Here is a 20,595-nt window from a genome sequence, read left to right as displayed (position 1 = left end):
TTCAACTTTTCCCCTCTTTATGTACTACATTTTGTCGTGCGGAATGTGGGTTATATAGAATCTGCTTGAAAAGTCGTCCCTATCGACGATAGGAAGCAATCTCGTGAAACCTCTGAGATTGCTTCCTTCCACTCCGTTCCAGTCCCAATGACTTGGCTATAGCAATTATCCGGATTCTATATTAGGGAGAAAAAAGAAAAAAATATTTTTATCAAATCCTCTTGTTTTTAAGAGGAGGTAATTATTAATTGTTAATTGTTAATTATTAATGGCGTTCACAGACTAACACAGTTCCCTTTTCTCCTTTTGTAATGCGAAGTTCCTCATCTAAATAAAGCACTTCTAAACGACCTTTGGGCGATCGCTTCATTGTAAAAGAAATTTCTCCTGTTTCTGTATTCATGCCCTGGGGTGGCACTAACCCAAACATCACCTTTAAAAATACAGACATTAATTTTTCTTTTAACCCTTTTTTTGATGCTTTAGGTTGAACAAATATATCTTTCCAAATTGATAAATCTTCACCCTTTTGTGGAGCTAAAGTTCCTCCTGTAAATTCTACTTGTAAAGCGTTATTATCAGCAGGATAACAAACACCTAAATTACGAACAATACCTTTTAATGGTGGGAATAATTCATCAATAATACTAAATTCAACTACAATATCATGACTACGTTTTTCCCCTTCTCCTAATAAAACAACAGGCTGTCTAACAGAGTCAATAACTAATTTTAAATTAGTAGGTTCAAACATATTAAATGCTAACCTTCCCAAGGTATAAGCATATTTACCATTAGAAAGTTTCTCTCCTTGAGGAAAAGAAGGGGCACTAATTAACAGCCACTCTTGAGATTCTAGGAGGGAGCTATGGGTTGGGTTTACTATGGGGTTAAGTTGAGAAAGTTGCTCAATTTTTTCCTTAACTTTCTGCTGTTTAACATCTCCATCATAGCTCTGCAAAGCTTCTCTCAAAGCAACTTTTGTTTCAAGTCTTGTTTCTATATCATTCATAATTTTTCCCTAGATTATAGATTAATTACCTATATTAAATTAATTTAACATTAATAGGCTAGAGGTTTTCTATCCCAACCAAAGTAAGCTTCTTTCATTAATTGATAATGGATAATTGATAATTACAAGAAGGTTAAAACCGTTACGGAATTGAAGATTGGGAAATATCATTTCTCTTCTCTTGGTCGATTGGATATGGCGAGGAAACCTCGCCATCCCTCGACCGCTTTTTCCCCTATCCAAGGGGAGGCTTTAAACCACAATTATTTAATTAACAATTAATAATTAATAATTCGGTAATGTTTCAGGAAGTAAATCTTTCTACAGTTATTGTATATTTAATTTTGTCTGCTTATTTAGATCAATTTATAAAGTTATATTGAAGAGTTTAATTATTTGTCAGATTGTGGTATTAGTATTATTTTTTTTAGGAAAGATAAAAAGGAAAGTGCAGAAAAATATAAGTAATGAAAATTCGATTGGTCTAGCAGAATTAACTAAACAAGTCACTAATTCAAGCACCAGATACTGAAACAATTCCTATTTTTGTAGTTTATATAGAACCCCTAAGTGTATCTTTTATTCAAATACAAAGCTTTTTGGAAAGCAGTTTTAGGGAGTTTAACAACTATAGGGGTTCAGGAGACCGAAAAATTACGAAAAATGACTGCCAGAATCGTAAAACCCAGATGGCTATTGAACTTGTAATTTGTTAAATAGATGCCAAATGGCTTGTATAAAGTATTGTATCATTTTTCCTAGAATAATTAGATATAATTAAAATAATATTTGTAGTGTTACTCTGAATCTAATTTTATGGATGTAGCTAAAAGTATTATTTTTTCTCCCTGTATTCTCACGCCCTCAACAAGTTTAAATGAAGCTATTAGTCTAATGACAAAAACAAAAGGAAGTTATTGTCAGGTTAGTTCTAGCGAAAATAGAATATCTACTTCAAAAAATCTTGTTAAAAGTAGCAGTTGTATCTTAATTGTAGAAAATAAAAAATTAGTAGGAATTCTTACAGAAAGAGATTTAGTTAAACTAACTATTCAAGGAAAAACAGTAGAAAATACAGTGATTGGTGAACTAATGACGACTCCAGTTGTATCACTTCCCTACGATGAATTTAGTGATTTATACATTGCCTATAATTTAATGCGTCGTCATCGTATTCGCCATTTACCTATTTTAGATGTACACGCTTATCCTATTGGGTTAGTTACTTTATCTAGTTTGCGTGAAATTATAAGTCCACGCTATTTTTTGCGGTTTCGACAAATTGATGAAGTTATGAGTCGTAATGTAATTTGGGATGTTCCCTCTACTTCTGTTATAGAAATAGCAAAAAAAATGGTTTTTAATAAGGTTAGTTGTGTTATTTTAATCGAACATAAATCAGATATTTTGACTCCAGTAGGAATTATTACAGAAAAAGATATTGTACAGTTTCAGGCACTAGATCTAAATCTAAAAGAGCTTACTGCAGAGCAAGTAATGAGTTATCCATTATTTTGTTTAAAACCAGAATACAACCTTATTAAAGTATATCAAAAAATGGAAGAATTACGAATAAGAAGGATAGTTATAACAGGTGAAAAAGAGCAATTATTAGGAATAATAACAGAAACCGATCTAGCCAATATTATCGATCCGATAGAAATGTCTGGTCTCTTAGAAATTTTACAACATAGAGTTAAGCAACTGGAAGATGAAAAAGCTCTTTTACTACAAAAACAAAAAATGAAATTACATCAAGCTATTGAAGAAAACCAATTTGAATTATATTATCAACCACAATTTAATTTAAGAACAAAAAAGATTTTTGGTGCAGAAGCTTTAATACGTTGGAATTCTCCTGAAAAAGGTAGAGTTTCTCCTGCTGAATTTATTCCTATAGCTGAAAAAATAGGTTTAATCATTCCTCTAGGTAAATGGATATTAGAAACTGCTTGTAAACAAATAAAAGATTGGCAAAAAGAAGGCTTACCTAATCTACAAATTGCTGTCAATATCTCAAGTAAACAATTTCATCAACTTAACTTCGCTGAAGAAATCTTAAATATTTTAAAAAAATATAACATTGAATCTTCATCGCTTAAATTAGAACTAACGGAAAGTGTATTAGTCCAAGATATTGAGATGACATTAGAACAGTTTAAAATGTTAAAAGCAGCCAAAATCGATGTTTCAATTGATGATTTTGGTACAGGATATGCTTCTTTGGCATATTTACAACATTTCGATTTTAAAACTCTAAAAATTGATCGTTCTTTTGTCCAAGATATTGATCAAAATATAAAAAATGCAGCGATTACTAATGCTGTTATTCGCATGGCTAAACAACTAGATTTTCAAGTCATTGCAGAAGGAGTAGAAACTCAAGAAGAAAGCGATTTCTTATATGCTCATGGTTGCGAATTAATTCAAGGTTATTTAATTAGTCGTCCGCTTTGTGCTAGAGATTTTTCTAAATTTGCCTCTTCTGCCTCCTCACTCCTGACTTCTCCGTAATTTTTGTTTGTAGTTGGGCTTTAGCCCAAACTGTAAATAGGGCTAGAGCTTTACTACAAGCTTTAATTATAACTATTCAACCGGACATGATATTAATTACTTATATTCAATCTCCCCTACTCACAATAAGTATTTAACCAGAACACTTTCAAGGAAGACGAAATTTTATCTAGGAATAATGATTGTAAAAATTGTACCTTCCCCAACCGTTGAATTACAGATAATCTTACCACCGTGTTTTTCTGTGACTATTTGATGAGCGATCGCCATCCCTAAACCCGTGCCTTTACCCACTCCTTTTGTGGTAAATCCTTGTTGGAATATTTTCGCTTTCACTTCTTCTGGCATTCCCATTCCATTGTCAGAAATTTGTACAATTACACTATTGTTACTGTTATGTACTTCAGTTTCAATGGTAATAAGATTTGGTTCTTTTTCTATTTCTTGAAAAGTTTTTCCCGCATTGCTTTCATCCAAGGCATCAATAGCATTTGCCAACAGATTCATAAACACTTGATTTAGTTGCCCCGCATAGCATTTTACTGGTGGCATATTACCGTAATTTTTAATAATTTCAATGGCTGGACGCTTTTCGTTACTTTTGAGGCGATATTTTAAAATTAATAATGTGCTATCTATCCCATCGTGCAAATTAAACTCGGTTTTGTTTTCGGTATCCGTGCGGGAAAAGGTTCGCAGAGATGTGCTGATATTCCGAATTATTTGGCATCCCTCTGCCATTGACGCAATTAGTTTTGGGAAATCTTCGGCAATAAAATCTGTTTCTAGCTCTTCGATTTTTTCGACAATTTCTTCGGCAGGAGAAGTGTTTTCTTGATATAGACAAAGGGCTGATAGCAAATCTTGCAAATGTTCTTGGGCTGCATCCACATTGCCACTGATAAAGCCAACCGGATTATTGATTTCGTGAGCCACTCCTGCTACCAGATTCCCCAAGGTGGCCATTTTTTCACTTTGAACTAATTGCAGTTGAGCCTCTTGTAAATCTTTAAGAGCTTGTTGGGATTGTTGATACAATCTGGCATTTTCCAAGGATATCGCTGCTTGAGCGCAGAGGGTATCTAAAATTTCTACCCGTTCTTTTGTAAAGGCATCTGCGGTTAAACGATTTTCTAAGTAGAGAATGCCGATGAATTTCCCTCTCTGTTGTAAAGGCATACATAGTAAACTTTGGGGATGAAAACGCAGTAAATAACTATCGGCAGCAAACTGTTCTTGGGCAGCTTGGGCATCTAAAAGTGCTGTTTGTGTGGTGCGTCTGACATAGTTAATCAATCCGACGGGCAAGTCTTGATACTCTTCAAGAGGAATGGATTGATGTAATGAATCTATGGTTAATTTACTGCTATCTGCAATCCGAGTGGCGATAGCTTCTATTGTCAATCCTTGTTCGCCTGTTAATAATAATGCACCTTTAGTTGCTCCAGCATTTTCGATGATAATCTTCATCAAAGTGGAGAGTAGGCGATCTAGTTCTATTTCTCCTGATAGGGTTTGAGAGGCTTTTAATAAAGAAGAGAAGTCAAGAATGGAAGATATATTAGTAATTGTTGCGGTTTGAGAATGAGAATTACTGGTGATTTTATAAATGCTTGCATTTGAAGATGAGGAAAAACGAGTTCGTTGCAAAATTGGTTTTAATAGTTCGGGATAGCGTAATTCGAGGTCTTGGACTTTGGCTTTGGCTCCCCATTGAGCATAGCAATAGTAAGCTTCTTGTAGATAAAGGGTGGCAAATTTTTCTTTGCCCCAGTCGAGGTAGAATTTAGCAGCGAGTTCGTTAGCTAAGGCTTCTTCTTGGATATATTTGTTTTCTTTTGCTCCAGCAATGGCGCGATCATAATAATCTCCAGCTTGATAGCATTGTCCGAAAACGCGATATTTTTCGGCTTCGATTAAGTCCAACTTATGTTGATAATTCATGGGAGCATGGGTTGCCCACCCTTGAAACTTTTGTCGAGATGTCCAGACTGCTTCTGGCAGTTCGTCTTCGAGATTGCACGAATCAATCTCATAACGGGATAAATGAGCCAGGGCAGTGTAAAAATAAAAGGCAGGAGCAAATGCAAATGGAGCCAACCGCTTGATGTAGTTAGCCGTCATATTTAAATTATCAATAGCGCGCTCTTTTTGATAAAATAAGTAACAAGCCATCCCTTTGAAGAGATAGGCAATACCTAAGCCAATTCCATCTTTATATTGTTGCTGCATGGGAATGCAAACAGTTTCATCATAAGCCTCTCCTACCAAGCAACAGGGATCTGCGGATCTGCCCAATAAATTCAACACCTGTTGGTGATAAATTTTATTCCAATACAAAATAGTTTGTTGTCCGATAGCTTCCATTCCTTGGCTATAAGTTTTTAGCTCTTGTTCCAATTGTGTCAGTTCTTGGCCGGAGAAATAAGAATGGTACCCATATCCTGCGGCACAAATGGCTGCCGATTCCAGATCGCCAACTTCTAGAGCCAGTTGATAGCCAGGAGCCAAACGAGGTAGTGTATTGTGAAGAGAATCTTGCCAGTGGCGCACGCCAGTTTCAAAACGCACGAGAGTTTTTACGTAAACGGTTTTGCCATCGTACTTATCGAGAATTTCTAGGGCAAGTTTGCCGAAGCGATAACCTGTAGGAATATCCCCCATAGCACTACAGAGAATCATACCATAGGTTGCATAGGCAGGGGCAGATAAGATAGAGTTTCCCTCCACGATGGAGAGTCTAACTGCTTGAAAGGTGCAAAGTGGCATCAATTGTGGCGCACTTATAACCAGTACGGAGGACAATCGCCACAAAATACGCAAAATTGCTAATCCCCTAGGATCTACCATTGGTGGTAAATCAATTAAATCTTCAATAGTTCGCCCTGCTAAGTTGGCGCTAATTTCCTGAATACCACGAGGGAAATCTTCGGGTTGAGGATGCTCGTTTAAGGTTGTCCCCAATTGTTTCAAGGTATCCAAGCCGAGTCTAATGGCTTCTGATAGTTGTTTTTGGGCAACAAAGGCTTGAATTTGGGTTTCGTAAAAGGGAATCCGATCAAGAAGGGTAATGATATTGTCTAAGGCAACGTTGATCCATTGATTCATTGTTGCAAACTCTCCACTTGTGCAAGCGGCATTGACTCCTTCGCGATATAATGACAACGTTAATTCGTAATATTCTTGCCAGCAATCAGAGGGTAAGCATTCTAATCCTACGGAAATATAGGCAAAAGCTGCATGATAGGCTGCGCCTTGTCGCGCTTTTTGTCCTGCTTGTAAATTCAAACGCGCCAATTGCAATCTTTCGTCTGATGCGTCAATGAGTTTCCGTCCGAGATTGAAATGATTTACAATATCAAAGACGCGATACTCGCGATCGCTTTCCGGAATATTTTCTAGTAACAGTCGTCCAATTGTTAAATGAGTCAATTGTTTTTGATCTTCAGGAATAAAAGAATAAGCAGCTTGTTGAACGCGATCGTGGAGAAATCGATACCCCACAATGACTGTCTTACTGGACGGTGATGCGATAATTCCTTGAAAAAACTTATAGTCTTGCCCGATTGGCAGGACTATTCCTTCCTGAAGCGCGCTCCAAATTTCTGTAGCAACTTCTTCTGAGGAATTTTCTCGCACAATCGCCAGGGTTTCCAAATCAAATTGGTTACCAATACAAGCTGCTAATTTCAAGACCTCTCGCGTCCCTTCTGGCAACTTTTGCAAGCGGCCTGCCATAAATTCCACCACATCATTCGTAAGGGCTGCATCTTGTACCTTCACCAAATCGCATTCCCAATATCCTAACTGACGATTAAATACAATTAATCCATCTTTGTATAATCCTTTTAAGAATTGGGTGGTAAAAAATGGATTACCTTTGGTTTTGCGATAGATTAGCTTGGTTAACGGATTGGCTAACTCCAGCGTGCAACTGAGAGTTTCGGCAACTAACTGATTGATATAATCTTTAGCTAAAGGAGGGAGAGTAATGGTAGAAATGGTTGCTTCTTTTTTCTGCAATTCTGCCAAGCTTAACATCAGGGGATGGGCGGGAAAAACTTCGTTATCTCGATATGCTCCGAGTAACATTAAATAGCCCGTCTCATTATCTCCCATCAATAGCTTCATTAGATTTAAGGATGCCGAGTCCGCCCATTGCAAGTCATCAAGAAACATCACTAAGGGATGTTCTTTTGTGGTAAACACAGCAATAAATTTCTGAAAGAGTAAGTTAAAGCGATTTTGGGCTGCACTTCCGGAAAGTTCTGGGGCAGGAGGTTGTTTGCCAATGACTCTTTCGAGTTCGGGAATGACCTCGATCATAACTTGTCCGTTAGTACCAAGTGCTTCCAGGATTTTGGTTTTCCACTCTTGTAATTCGGCATCAGATTCGCTGAGGATTTGCCCCATTAAACTACGGAAGGCGATGACAAAGGCGCTAAACGGAATATTGCGATTGAATTGGTCGAATTTGCCTTTGATAAAGTAACCTCGTTGCCTGATAATGGGTTTGTGAACTTCGTTGACAACAGCCGTTTTTCCAATACCGGAATATCCTGCTACTAGCATCAGCTCCCTTTTTCCTTCAGCCACTCTCTCGAAGCAATCAAGTAATGCTTGGACTTCTTGTTCCCTTCCGTAGAGTTTTTCAGGGATAATGAAGTGATCGCATAAATCCCGCTCTCCTAATTCAAAAGACTCTATTTTCCCCCTTTCTTGATATTGACTGCGACATTTTTCTAGGTCATATTTTAGTCCCAAAGCACTCTGATAGCGATCTTCGGCATTTTTCGCCATTAGTTTAAGGGCAATCTCCGATAGGGTTAGCGGACATAAATCACACCCTGATACCACGGACTTACTCAGGGGTTCTGGAGAAAGGGCTATATGAGCATGAATTAGTTCTAAGGCATCATCACTCCTAAAGGGTAAATCTCCCTTCAGTAATTCATAAAATGTCACTCCTAGTGAATAAAAATCACTGCGATAGTCCACTGCCCGATTCATCCTTCCTGTTTGCTCTGGAGATAGATAGGCTAATGTTCCCTCTAGGACATTAGGAGTTTGAATGGTTTGGGTTTCTTTCGCTAACAGAGTAGAAATACTAAAATCTATTAATTTTACTTGTTTGGTTTCTGGATGAATCAGTATATTTGCTGGTTTAATATCTTTGTGAATAATTGAGTTATTGTGGAGTTGGTGTAGAATTTCAGACAGTTGGATCGCAATATATAGAAATTGGGGAATAGAAAAGGATAATTTTCCCTCATACTCGGCTAAAGATACCCCTGCCATATCTTCCATAATCATGGCGTAGCGGTTTTCGTAGCGCTCTATGGCATAGGTCTTAATGATGCCTTCTATGTCTAGGTTTTTGCTAATGGCATATTGATTTCTAAACTGCACTAATTCTCTAAAGGATGGATATTCATTGCGAATTAATTTGATAATAACTGATTGTCCATTCTCCACATTCTGACCGCGATACACAAGGGTTCGGTCGCTTTCGTGAATCAGTTCTGTTGCTTGATAATTGGCTATTTTAATTATTTTTGTCTTACTCATTGGCTCGGTTTGTTCGTCGTTGAGTCTAATTTTTATTATATTCAGCCTAGTTTACTTCATTTGTTTCCTAAAGTCCAAATAGTATAAGAATATTTACAGTTCTCTGTTTGAATCATTAGTGCTCGGGTAATGCTGGCTTGGTGGCTATTGCTACAGTTTAAAGGAAGGGGAGATTTTATCTGGGAATCACGATCGTAAAAATTGTACCTTCCCCAACCGTTGAATTACAGATAATCTTACCACCGTGTTTTTCTGTGACTATTTGATGAGCGATCGCCATCCCTAAACCCGTTCCTTTTCCCACTACTTTTGTGGTAAATCCTTGCTCGAATATTTTTGCTTTCACTTCTTCTGGTATTCCCACTCCATTGTCAGAAATTTGTACAATTACACTATTGTTACTGTCCCGTAATTCAGTTTTAATCGTAATACGATTTGGTTCTTTTTCTATTTCTTGAAAGGTTTTTCCCGCATTGCTTTCATCCAAAGCATCAATCGCATTAGCTAACAGATTCATAAACACTTGATTGAGTTGCCCCGCATAGCATTTCACGGGCGGAATCTTACCATAATTTTTAACCACTTCAATAGCTGGACGGTTTTCATTAGCTTTGAGGCGATATTTTAAGATTAATAAGGTGCTATCTATTCCGTCATGTAGATTAAACTCAGTTTTGTTGATGGTATCCGTGCGCGAAAAGGTTCGTAAAGATGTGCTGATATTAGCAATGCGAGCACATCCCTCTTGCATCGATGCCATCAGTTTTGGGAAATCTTCAGCAATAAATTCAGGTTCTAGAGCCTCAATGTCTACGATAATTGACTCTGGTAGAGATGTATTTTCTTGATATAAAGAAACTATAGTGAGCAAATCTTGTAAATACTCTTGTGCCATACTAATATTCCCTCCTATAAAACCAACCGGATTATTAATTTCGTGAGCTACTCCTGCTACCAGATTCCCCAAAGTGACCATTTTTTCATTTTGTACTAATTGCAGTTGAGCCTCTTGTAAATCCTTGAGAGCTTGTTGCGATTGTTGATACAATCTGGCATTTTCTAAGGATATCGCTGCTTGAGCGCAGAGGGTATCTAGAATTTCTAGACGTTCATTAGTAAACGCATCTGTGGTTAAACGATTTTCTAAATAGAGAATGCCGATGAATTTCCCTCTCTCTTGTAAAGGCATACATAGTAAACTTTGGGGATGAAAACGCAGTAAATAACTATCGGCAGCAAACTGTTCTTGGGCAGCTTGGGCATCTAAAAGTGCTGTTTGTGTGGTGCGTCTGACATAGTTAATCAATCCTACTGGTAAGTCAATACTATCTTCGAGGGGAATGGATTGATTTAATGAATCTATGGTTAATTTATTACTGCTATCTGCAATCCGAGTAGCGATAGCTTCTACCGTCAATCCTTGTTCGCCTGTTAATAATAATGCACCTTTGGTAGCTCCAGCATTTTCGATGATAATCTTCATCAAAGTGGAGAGGAGGCGATCTAGTTCGATTTCTCCTGATAAGGTTTGAGAGGCTTTTAATAAAGAAGAGAAGTCAAGAATAGAGGAAATATTGGCAACAGTTGCGGTTTGAGAATAAGAATTACTGGTGATTTTAGAAATGCTTGTATTTGAATATAAGGATTGCTGATCGCGTTGTAAAATTGGTTTTAATAGTTGGGGATAGCGTTGTTCGAGATCGTCTGTTTTCGCTTTGGCTCCCCATTGAGCATAACAATAGTAGGCTTCTTGCATATATACTGAAGCCTCTTTTTCCCGACTCCAGTCGAGGTAAAATTTAGCGAATAGTTCGTTGGCTAAGGCTTCTTCTTGGATATATTCGTTTTCTTTAGCTCCAGTTATCGTACGATCATATTGCTCTATTGCTTCAAGATACTTACCTTCAACACGATGACGTTCAGCTGCAACTAAATGAAACTTGTGACGGTAGTTGGTGGGTGCAGACTCAGCCCACATTTGCATTTTGATTTGATTGGAATCTGCGCGTTCTAAGCATTGTGCTTTGTCAATGTTGTCTGTTTGACAAAGTGCCAGATGAACTAGCGAATCGTAGAAATAAAACACCGGAACCGCAGCAGAGGCCATTACGCTATCAATATACTCTAAAGCAAGATTGCTATTTTCCCTCGCCTCATCATAACGAGCAAAGAAGTAGTTCAGCAAGAGTTTAGCGTGGTAGATGAAGTGAAGTCCGCTCCGATCTGCCTCGGTGCGATACTTTTTGATCGCTTGTACTTCATCGTAAGCATCACCGCTCAACACCCAGGGAACTGTTGTCTCACCCATAAAATTCTGGGCAAATTGACGGATATGATCGTTCCAAGACAGGCTGTTGAGCAAAGTTGTCCTCTCAATTGCTATGCCATTAAGCTCGGCTTCTGCTTTGAGTTCAACTAGAGGGCATCCAACATACATCAAATGCTGCGAATGACGATATGAGGATAGAGCAGCATGTTGCAGATCGCCCGATTCAAGGGCTGTCAGATAAACCTGCTTCAATCCACTGATAGACTCCCGTAGCGGTACGCACCAATGGGAAAGGAATGTATGAAAGACGTAGGTGACAATCGCATGAAGATCAGGCGCCTGACGCGCTCGATGCCGAGCTTTCAACATCTCTATGGCTAAGATTCCAAACTCATAGCCCCCAGTCACATCAGCCTCAATGCCACAGCGCACAATTCCATAAGCTGCATAGGAAAAGGACGAAATGGCTGAGTTGCCATACTCCAAAGACAGGGACATCTGCTGCAAAACCATGAGCAAAAAGAGTGAAGGGTTGATGATATAAGCAGCAGGAATCGCAGCAAGTAAAACCCGCATAGCAGCATTTTTTTCAGGATCGTCCATATCGGGTAGAGTCTCTAGGGACGCAATAGGGCGCGTGCCGAACTGCGAACGCACCCTGGCCAAGGCACTGTTGATATCTTCTGGTGAGATTGGCTTTGGCAGTTCAACACCTAGCAACTGGAGGACATGATACGCGGCTTCCATCTCTTCGCTAAATTGACAGCAAGCCATTAATCCTTGAATTTCTATCTCGTCGGCTTTAATGCGATCAAGTAGCGTCCGAGCGTTGTCGCGGATTGCTGCTACCAAACGGGACATTCGCTGAAAATCACCGCAGAGATAGGCAGCCTCCGCAGCGAGTTCCGTTAAACTCAGACACAAGTTGTACTGTGCTGTCCAAGGATTGTCATCCAGCAATGCCAGTCCCTGCTCGCTATAATCCAAGACTGTTGTGTAAGCAGTCGATATTTTTGCTTTGCGTCCAGCTTGTAAGTTGAAATAGGATAGAGTTTCTTTTTCTTGGCGATCTTCTAGCAGATCGGCACCCAGATTTAGTTGATTAACAATATTGAAAAGATTCTTGATATCAGACTGAAGATGGGGTTGATATGACTTTAGCGACATGCCTGTGGCATTCTCCAATAACAACCATCCGATTTTTAAGTGGGTTTGGGCACATTCAACTTTAGGAATCAAAGAATAAGCTGCTTGTTGAACGCGATCATGCAAAAAGCGATAATTGACAGTAACTGTCTCGGCTGAAGTCGAGTCAATGTCGCCCTGGAAAAATTTGTAAGCTTCGCTAGTCGGTAAAATCATCCTTTCTTGCAGCGCAGCCCAAAGCTCACTTGCCATTTCTTCTGAGGGAGTTTCACAAACAACAGCCAAAGTCTCTAATTCAAACTGGTTGCCAATGCAAGCCGCTAATTTCAACACCTCCTGTGTTGCGACAGGCAACTTCTGCAAGCGTCCTGCCATAAATTCCACCACATCATTTGTCAGAGCAGCATCCCGTACCTTTACTAAATCGCATTCCCAATATCCCAAATTGGCGTTAAATACAATCAATTTATCCTCATACAATCCTTTCAAAAACTGGGTGGTAAAAAAGGGATTACCTTGGGTCTTTTGATAAACCAATTCTGTCAGAGGCTCAGATTGTTCGACTTGGCAACTTAGGGTTTCTACAACGAGCTGATTAATATGATCCACGGATAAGGGAGCAAGAGTAATAGTAGAAATAGCAGCTTTTTGTTTCTCTATCTCTGCCAATGTCAACATCAGGGGATGAGCCGGAAACACTTCGTTATCTCTATAGGCTCCCAGAAGCAGTAGATATCCTGCATTGTTATTACCCATCAATACCTTGATCAGATTTAATGATGCTGAATCTGCCCATTGCAAATCATCGAGAAAAATAACTAAGGGATGTTCTTTTGTGGTGAAGACAGCAATAAATTTCTCGAAGAGTAAGTTAAAACGATTTTGGGCAGCACTCCCTGATAGTTCTGGGACAGGAGACTGTTTGCCAATCACTCTTTCGAGTTCGGGAATCACATCAATCAGGACTTGTCCGTTATTGCCCAACGCTTCCAGAATTTGAGTTTTCCACCCTTGCAATTCGGCATTGGATTCTCCGAGTAATTGCCCCATTAAATTACGAAACGCTTGCACAAAGGCGCTGAAAGGAATATTACGATTGAATTGGTCGAATTTTCCTTTGACAAAATAGCCTCGTTGTTTCACAATTGGTTTGTGAACTTCGTTGATAACAGCAGTTTTACCGATACCAGAAAATCCTGCTACTAGCATCATTTTTGCTCTACCTCCCCCCTTACTCAGGGGAGTTGGGGGGGGATTAGCTACTCCCTCGAAGACATCAAGTAGAACTTGGACTTCTTTTTCTCTTCCGTAGAGTTTTTCAGGGATAATGAAGCGATCGCACAAGTCCCGCTCTCCTAATTCAAAAGACTCTATTTTCCCCCTTTCTTGATATTGACTCCGACATTTTTCTAGGTCATATTTGAGCCCCAAAGCACTCTGATACCGCTCTTCGCCATTTTTCGCCATCAGTTTCAGGACAATATCTGATAGGGTTGGTGGACATAAATCACCCCCTAATACCACCAACCCACTCAAAGGCTCTGGGGACAGTGCTATATGAGCATGAATTAGTTCTAAGGCATCATCACTCCTAAAGGGTAAATCTCCCTTCAGTAATTCATAAAATGTCACTCCTAGTGAATAAAAATCACTGCGATAGTCCACTGCCCGATTCATCCTTCCTGTTTGCTCTGGAGATAGATAGGCTAATGTTCCCTCTAGGACATTAGGAGTTTGAATGGTTTGGGTTTCTTTCGCTAACAGAGTAGAAATACTAAAATCGATTAATTTTACTTGTTTGGTTTCTGGATGAATCAGGATATTTGCGGGTTTAATATCTTTATGAATAATCGAGTTATTGTGGAGTTGGTGTAGAATTTCTGACAGTTGGATCGCAATATCTAGAAATTGGGGAATAGAGAAGGACGATTTTTCTTCATACTCGGCTAAAGATATTCCTCCCACATCTTCCATAATTAGGGCATAGCGGTTTTCGTAGCGTTGGAGGGCATAAGTTTTGATGATCCCTTCTATCTCTAGATTTTTGCTAATTGCATATTGATTTCTAAACTGAACCAATTCTCTAAAGGTAGGATATTGATTGCGCATCAATTTGATCATAACCAATTGTCCATTCTCCACATTCTGACCCCGATAGACTAGGGTACGTTCGCTTTTATGAATAAGTTCTCTTGCTTGATAATTGGCTATTGTAATTGTTTTTGTCTTACTCATTGGCTCGGTTTGTTCGTCGTTGAGTCTAATTTTTATTATATTCAGCCTAGTTTACTTCATTTGTTTCCTAAAGTCCAAATAGTATAAGAATATTTACAGTTCTCTGTTTGAATCATTAGTGCTCGGGTAATGCTGGCTTGGTGGCTATTGCTACAGTTTAAAGGAAGGGGAGATTTTATCTGGGAATCACGATCGTAAAAATTGTACCTTCCCCAACTGTTGAATTACAGATAATTTTACCACCGTGTTTTTCTGTGACTATTTGATGAGCGATCGCCATCCCTAAACCTGTTCCTTTGCCTACTGCTTTAGTGGTAAATCCTGACTCGAATAGCCTGGCTTTTACCTCTTCTGGTATTCCCGTCCCATTGTCGGCAATTCGCACTATCGCCTTCTTTTTATCCTCGCTTAATTCTGTTGTAATAGTAATTTTATTTGGTTCTTTTTCTAGTTCTTGAAAGGTTTTTCCCGCATTGCTTTCATCCAAAGCATCAATCCCATTGGCTAACAAATTCATAAATACTTGGTTGATTTGCCCCGCATAGCATTTCACGGGCGGAATCTTACCATAATTTTTAATAATCTCAATCCCTGGACGGTTTTCATTAGCTTTGAGGCGATATTTTAAGATTAATAAGGTGCTGTCAATTCCATCATGCAAATTAAACTCGGTTTTGTTTTCGGTATCCGTCCGAGAGAATGTTCGCAGAGATGTGCTGATATTGCGAATGCGCTCGACTCCTTCTTCCATTGATGCCATCAGTTTGGGGAAATCTTCGGCGACAAAATCCAACTCTAGGTCTTCAATCTCTGCAATAATTTCATCAGGGATAGAGCCATATTGTTGATACAGATGAATTGCTGTCAATAAATCTTGCAAGTGCTCAAAACCTGCGTCGATATTCCCTCCAATAAACCCAAGCGGATTATTGATTTCGTGAGCCACTCCTGCTACCAGATTCCCCAAAGTGACCATTTTTTCACTTTGAACTAATTGCAGTTGAGCCTCTTGTAAATCTTTAAGAGCTTGTTGCGATTGTTGATACAATCTGGCATTTTCTAAGGATATCGCTGCTTGAGCGCAGAGGGTATCTAGAATTTCTAGACGTTCATTAGTAAACGCATCTGTGGTTAAACGATTTTCTAAATAGAGAATGCCGATGAATTTCCCTCTCTCTTGTAAAGGCATACATAGTAAACTTTGGGGATGAAAACGCAGTAAATAACTATCGGCAGCAAACTGTTCTTGGGCAGCTTGGGCATCTAAAAGTGCTGTTTGTGTGGTGCGTCTGACATAGTTAATTACTCCTACTGGTAAGTCAATACTATCTTCGAGGGGAATGGATTGATTTAATAAATCTATGGTTAATTTACTGCTATCTGCAATCCGAGTGGCGATCGCTTCTACAGTTAATCCTTGTTGGCTGGTGAGTAATAGTGCACCTTTGGTAGCGCCAGCATTTTCGATAATAATCTTCATCAGAGTGGAGAGTAAGCGATCTAGTTCTATTTCTCCTGATAGGGTTTGAGAGGCTTTTAATAAAGAAGAGAAGTCAAGAATGGAAGATATATTAGTAATTGTTGCGGTTTGAGAATGAGAATTACTGGTGATTTTATAAATGCTTGCATTTGAAGATGAGGAAAAACGAGTTCGTTGCAAAATTGGTTTTAATAGTTCGGGATAGCGTAATTCGAGGTCTTGGACTTTGGCTTTGGCTCCCCATTGAGCATAGCAATAGTAAGCTTCTTGTAGATAAAGGGTGGCAAATTTTTCTTTGCCCCAGTCGAGGTAGAATTTGGCAGCGAGTTCGTTAGCTAAGGCTTCTTCTTGGATATATTTGTTTTCTTTAGCTCCAGCAATGGCGCGATCATAAAGGTCAATACAGTCTACTTTATTTCCTGATAAACTGTTCGCAGCAGCATCAACTAAAAAGTATTTGTGGGAAAAGTTTTCAGGGCAACTCGCTGCCCACTGCTTGAATTTAGCTTGGTTGAGCCTGACTTTTTCCAAATAATCATTGTTTGAATTTAAGGAATGAAGACGACAATATTCTATTGCAGCTATCGACTGATAAAAATTCAGAGCTGCAACCTGATATTTACCAGGGATAGCATTAATAATTTCCTCTGCAGAGCGTGCTGCGCTCAGAGCCTCTTCATAGCGACCATACAAACACAAAACTTTCGTTTTTAAGATCCAATAATGACAAATAGCATAGGTGCTGTTATTGGCCTTACAATTCTCTAAATACTGCTGTTCGGTGCAAAGATCGTTCGAGGACTTTTTGGTGATATCGGCAAGCCAAATATTCAAGCCAACCATAACATCCACGCAAAGTTGATAATTGAGCGTCTGAGTAGCAAACTCCAAATGTTGTGGAAGGGTTTCCTGGATTTCTAGAATATTATCCCCCGCATAAAATGGGTTCAAGGACTTGTACATTAGAATATTTGCCGAAAAAATCAGTTCTCCAGACTCCAATCCAGCAACCAACCCTTCATTGAAAATAGATTCTGCTTCACGTAGAGGGCGTACCCAAGACAGGATGTTATTCCCCAGAATGTAACACGCTTTACAGAGATCGCTGCCCTGACGGAAGCGTTTAGCTAAATTTTCTGCAAGTTGGCCAAATTCATAGCCTAATTGATAATTGCCCTGTTTTCCTCCCACATACATCCCATAGGAAGAAAATCCATAGCTTGATTCAGCAACCATACCAAAGTCTAGGGATATAAAAACAATTGATAATGTAATCAGAAAGTACAAGTCTTCTTTTTGCAGCACATAAGTTGGCACTAACAAATTATTGAGTATTTTGATAATTTCACGCTTCTGTGGATCGGTTGCTTCAGGCTCCGAAACAATCTGTTCTATCTTCCGATTGCCAAGCTTGAGGTCAATCTGAGCTTGACAAGATTCAATTTTTTCTTTTAGGTTCGTTTCTGATAAGTCGAAATTCAAGCAGTCTAAAGATTTTTTCCCATATTCAAGCGCCTGAAGGAATTCTCCCTGTAAGGTAAATTGCAAAACAGCAAGATTAAATGCTTCAGCCCGATCAATGGCCTGTTTTGTGGATTGCACGATCAATTCAACAAGGGCAAGAGATGTGGCAAATTTTCCTGATAGATAGTTAACCTCTGCTAAGTTAAGGTAAACCTCCAAAGTGACTTCATAGCACTGCTGCCAACTATCGGTTGGTAAAAGTTTCCTGGCTATTTCAAAATAGTCAATCGCCGATTCATATGCTGTGGTTTCTTTGGCTCTGATTCCGGCAATGCGGTTGAGACGAAGGAGTTCCGAGCGTTCTTTCTGGGTTTGAGGATTGTCAGTCCCTTTATTTAAGTGATTGACAATTGCAAAAATGCGCTCAAAAAGTTTATCTGGCGATATGTTAGCAAGCAACAGCCGACCAATTTGAACGTGCGCGATTTGCTTTTTTTCTTCTGGAATTAAAGCATAAGCAGCTTGTTGAACACGATCATGCAGGAAACGATAATTTACTTTTATCGCCTCAGTTGGGCTAGAATTAATCTCACCCTGAAAAAACTTGTAAGCTTGGCTAATCGGTAAAACCATCCCGAATTGCAGCGCACTCCAAAGTTGGCTCGCCACTTCCTCTGGTGAGGTTTCACAAACAACTGCTAAAGTCTCCAAATCAAACTGGTTGCCAATACAAGCCGCTAACTTCAACACCTCTTGTGTCCCTTCTGGCAACTTCTGCAACCTTCGGGCCATAAATTCCACCACATCATCCGTGAGAGCTGCATCTCGTACCTGCACCAAATCACATTCCCAATATCCCAAATGAGGATTAAATACAATCAATTTATCTTGATACAACCCTTTCAAGAATTGCGTAGTAAAGAAGGGATTTCCTTGCGTTTTTTGATAAACCAATTCTGTCAGTGGTTGAGATTGTTCTACTTGACAAATTAGGGTTTCTGCTACAAGCTGATTGATGTGATGTACAGATAACGGAGCCAGGGTAATGGTAGAAATTGCTGCTTCCTGCGCCTCCAATTCTGCTAGAGTCAACATCAGAGGATGAGCGGGGAAAACTTCGTTATCCCGATATGCTCCAATAAGCAGTAGATATCCTGTTGTGCTATTCCCCATCAACACTTTCATCAGATTCAATGATGCCGAATCTGCCCATTGCAAGTCATCAATAAAGATAACTAAAGGATGTTCTTGGGTAGTAAAGACGGTAATAAATTTCTCAAATAGCAAGTTAAAGCGATTTTGGGCAGCACTTCCTGATAGTTCGGAGACGGGAGGTTGTTTGTCAATAACTGTTTCAAGTTCAGGGATAACATCAATGAGAACTTGTCCGTTATGTCCCACTGCTTTCAGGATTTTCGTTTTCCACTCTTGTAATTCGGCATCAGATTCGCTGATAATTTGCCCCATTAAGCTACGGAAGGCTATAACAAAGGCAGAGAAAGGAATATTACGATTGAATTGGTCAAATTTCCCTTTGACAAAATAGCCCCGTTGTTTGACTATGGGTTTGTGAACTTCATTCACCACCGCCGTTTTTCCAATTCCAGAAAATCCTGTCACCAGCATCATTTCACTTTTTCCTTCAGCCACTCTCTCGAAGGAATTGAGTAGTGCTTGGACTTCTTTTTCTCGTCCATAGAGTTTTTCCGGAATCATAAAGCGCTCGCAAATATCTCTTTCTCCTAATTCAAAAAACTCTATTTTGCCTTTTTCTTGATATTGACTGCGACATTTTTCCAGGTCATATTTTAGTCCCAAACCACTTTGATAGCGTTCTTCGGCATTTTTTGCCATCAGTTTGAGGACAATATCCGACAAGGTTGGCGGACATAAACAACCCCCTAAGAGCATTGAGTTACTTATGGGTTCTGGAGACAAAGCTATATGAGCATGAATAACTTCTAAGGCATCTTTACTCCTAAAGGGTAAATCTCCCTTCAGTAATTCATAAAATGTCACTCCCAGTGAATAAAAATCACTGCGATAGTCCACTGCCCGATTCATCCTTCCTGTTTGCTCTGGAGATAGATAGGCTAATGTTCCCTCTAGGACATTAGGAGTTTGAATGGTTTGGGTTTCTTTCGCTAACAGAGTAGAAATACTAAAATCGATTAATTTTACTTGTTTGGTTTCTGGATGAATCAGGATATTTGCGGGTTTAATATCTTTATGAATAATCGAGTTATTGTGGAGTTGGTGTAGAATTTCTGATAGTTGGATGGCAATATCTAGAAATTGGGGAATACAGAAGGAGAATTTTTCCTCATACTCGGCTAAAGATACCCCTGCCATATCTTCCATAATTATTGCGTAGCCGTTTTCGTAGCGCTCTAGAGCATAGGTTTTGATGATCCCTTCTATCTCCAGGTTTTTACTAATTGCATATTGATTTCTAAACTGCACCAATTCTCTAAAGGAAGGATATTCATTGCGCATCAATTTGATAATAACCGATTGTCCATTCTCCACATTCTGACCGCGATACACAAGAGTTCGGTCGCTTTCGTGAATCAGTTCTGTTGCTTGATAATTGGCTATTTTAATTATTTTTGTCTTACTCATTGGCTCGGTTTGTTCGTCGTTGAGTCTAATTTTTATTATATTCAGCCTAGTTTACTTCATTTGTTTCCTAAAGTCCAACTAGTATAAGAATATTTACAGTTCTCTGTTTGAATCATTAGTGCAGGGGTAATGGTTGCTTGATGGTTATTGCTACAGTTTAGGCTTTAATTTTATCTAGGAATAGTGATGGTAAAAATTGTACCTTACCTAACTGTTGAATTACAGATAATCTTACCCAATTATTAATTATTAATAATTAAATAATTCTGGTTTAAAGCCTCCCCT

5 protein-coding genes are annotated in these 20,595 nt (G+C 39.0%); 1 reads left to right on the top strand and 4 read right to left on the bottom strand.

Annotated elements, in window-relative coordinates:
* Nucleotides 1-265: 265 nt before the first annotated feature.
* Nucleotides 266-1,012: a PAP/fibrillin family protein gene (locus tag ACP6PL_RS07195; RefSeq protein WP_426544021.1), complete on the bottom strand. Its 747-nt coding sequence runs from the start codon at nt 1,010-1,012 to the stop codon at nt 266-268.
* Nucleotides 1,013-1,828: 816 nt separating this feature from the next.
* Here ACP6PL_RS07195 and ACP6PL_RS07190 point away from each other — a divergent pair.
* The gene (locus ACP6PL_RS07190) at nt 1,829-3,526 is read left to right on the top strand and encodes an EAL domain-containing protein (RefSeq protein WP_426544019.1); all 1,698 of its coding nucleotides are present in this window, start codon (nt 1,829-1,831) and stop codon (nt 3,524-3,526) included.
* Nucleotides 3,527-3,691: 165 nt separating this feature from the next.
* Here the strand turns inward: ACP6PL_RS07190 and ACP6PL_RS07185 are convergent, their stop codons facing one another.
* The 3 genes from ACP6PL_RS07185 to ACP6PL_RS07175 form a co-directional block, all read right to left on the bottom strand.
* The gene (locus tag ACP6PL_RS07185; RefSeq protein ID WP_426544017.1) at nt 3,692-9,094 is read right to left on the bottom strand and encodes a trifunctional serine/threonine-protein kinase/ATP-binding protein/sensor histidine kinase; all 5,403 of its coding nucleotides are present in this window, start codon (nt 9,092-9,094) and stop codon (nt 3,692-3,694) included.
* Nucleotides 9,095-9,269: 175 nt separating this feature from the next.
* Nucleotides 9,270-14,744, bottom strand: a complete 5,475-nt coding sequence (locus tag ACP6PL_RS07180) for a trifunctional serine/threonine-protein kinase/ATP-binding protein/sensor histidine kinase (protein WP_426544015.1) — start codon at nt 14,742-14,744, stop codon at nt 9,270-9,272.
* A 175-nt stretch (nt 14,745-14,919) separates the two neighbouring features.
* Nucleotides 14,920-20,310 carry a trifunctional serine/threonine-protein kinase/ATP-binding protein/sensor histidine kinase gene (locus tag ACP6PL_RS07175; RefSeq protein WP_426544013.1) on the bottom strand — a complete coding sequence of 1,797 codons (5,391 nt, stop codon included), beginning with the start codon at nt 20,308-20,310 and terminating at the stop codon, nt 14,920-14,922.
* Nucleotides 20,311-20,595 lie beyond the last annotated feature (285 nt).

It is taken from the genome of Dapis purpurea BLCC-M126, from assembly GCF_050015975.1.
GTDB lineage: Bacteria > Cyanobacteriota > Cyanobacteriia > Cyanobacteriales > Microcoleaceae > Trichodesmium.
Note: the sequence above shows the minus strand (reverse complement) of the source record. Positions and strands in the feature narration are given on the sequence as shown.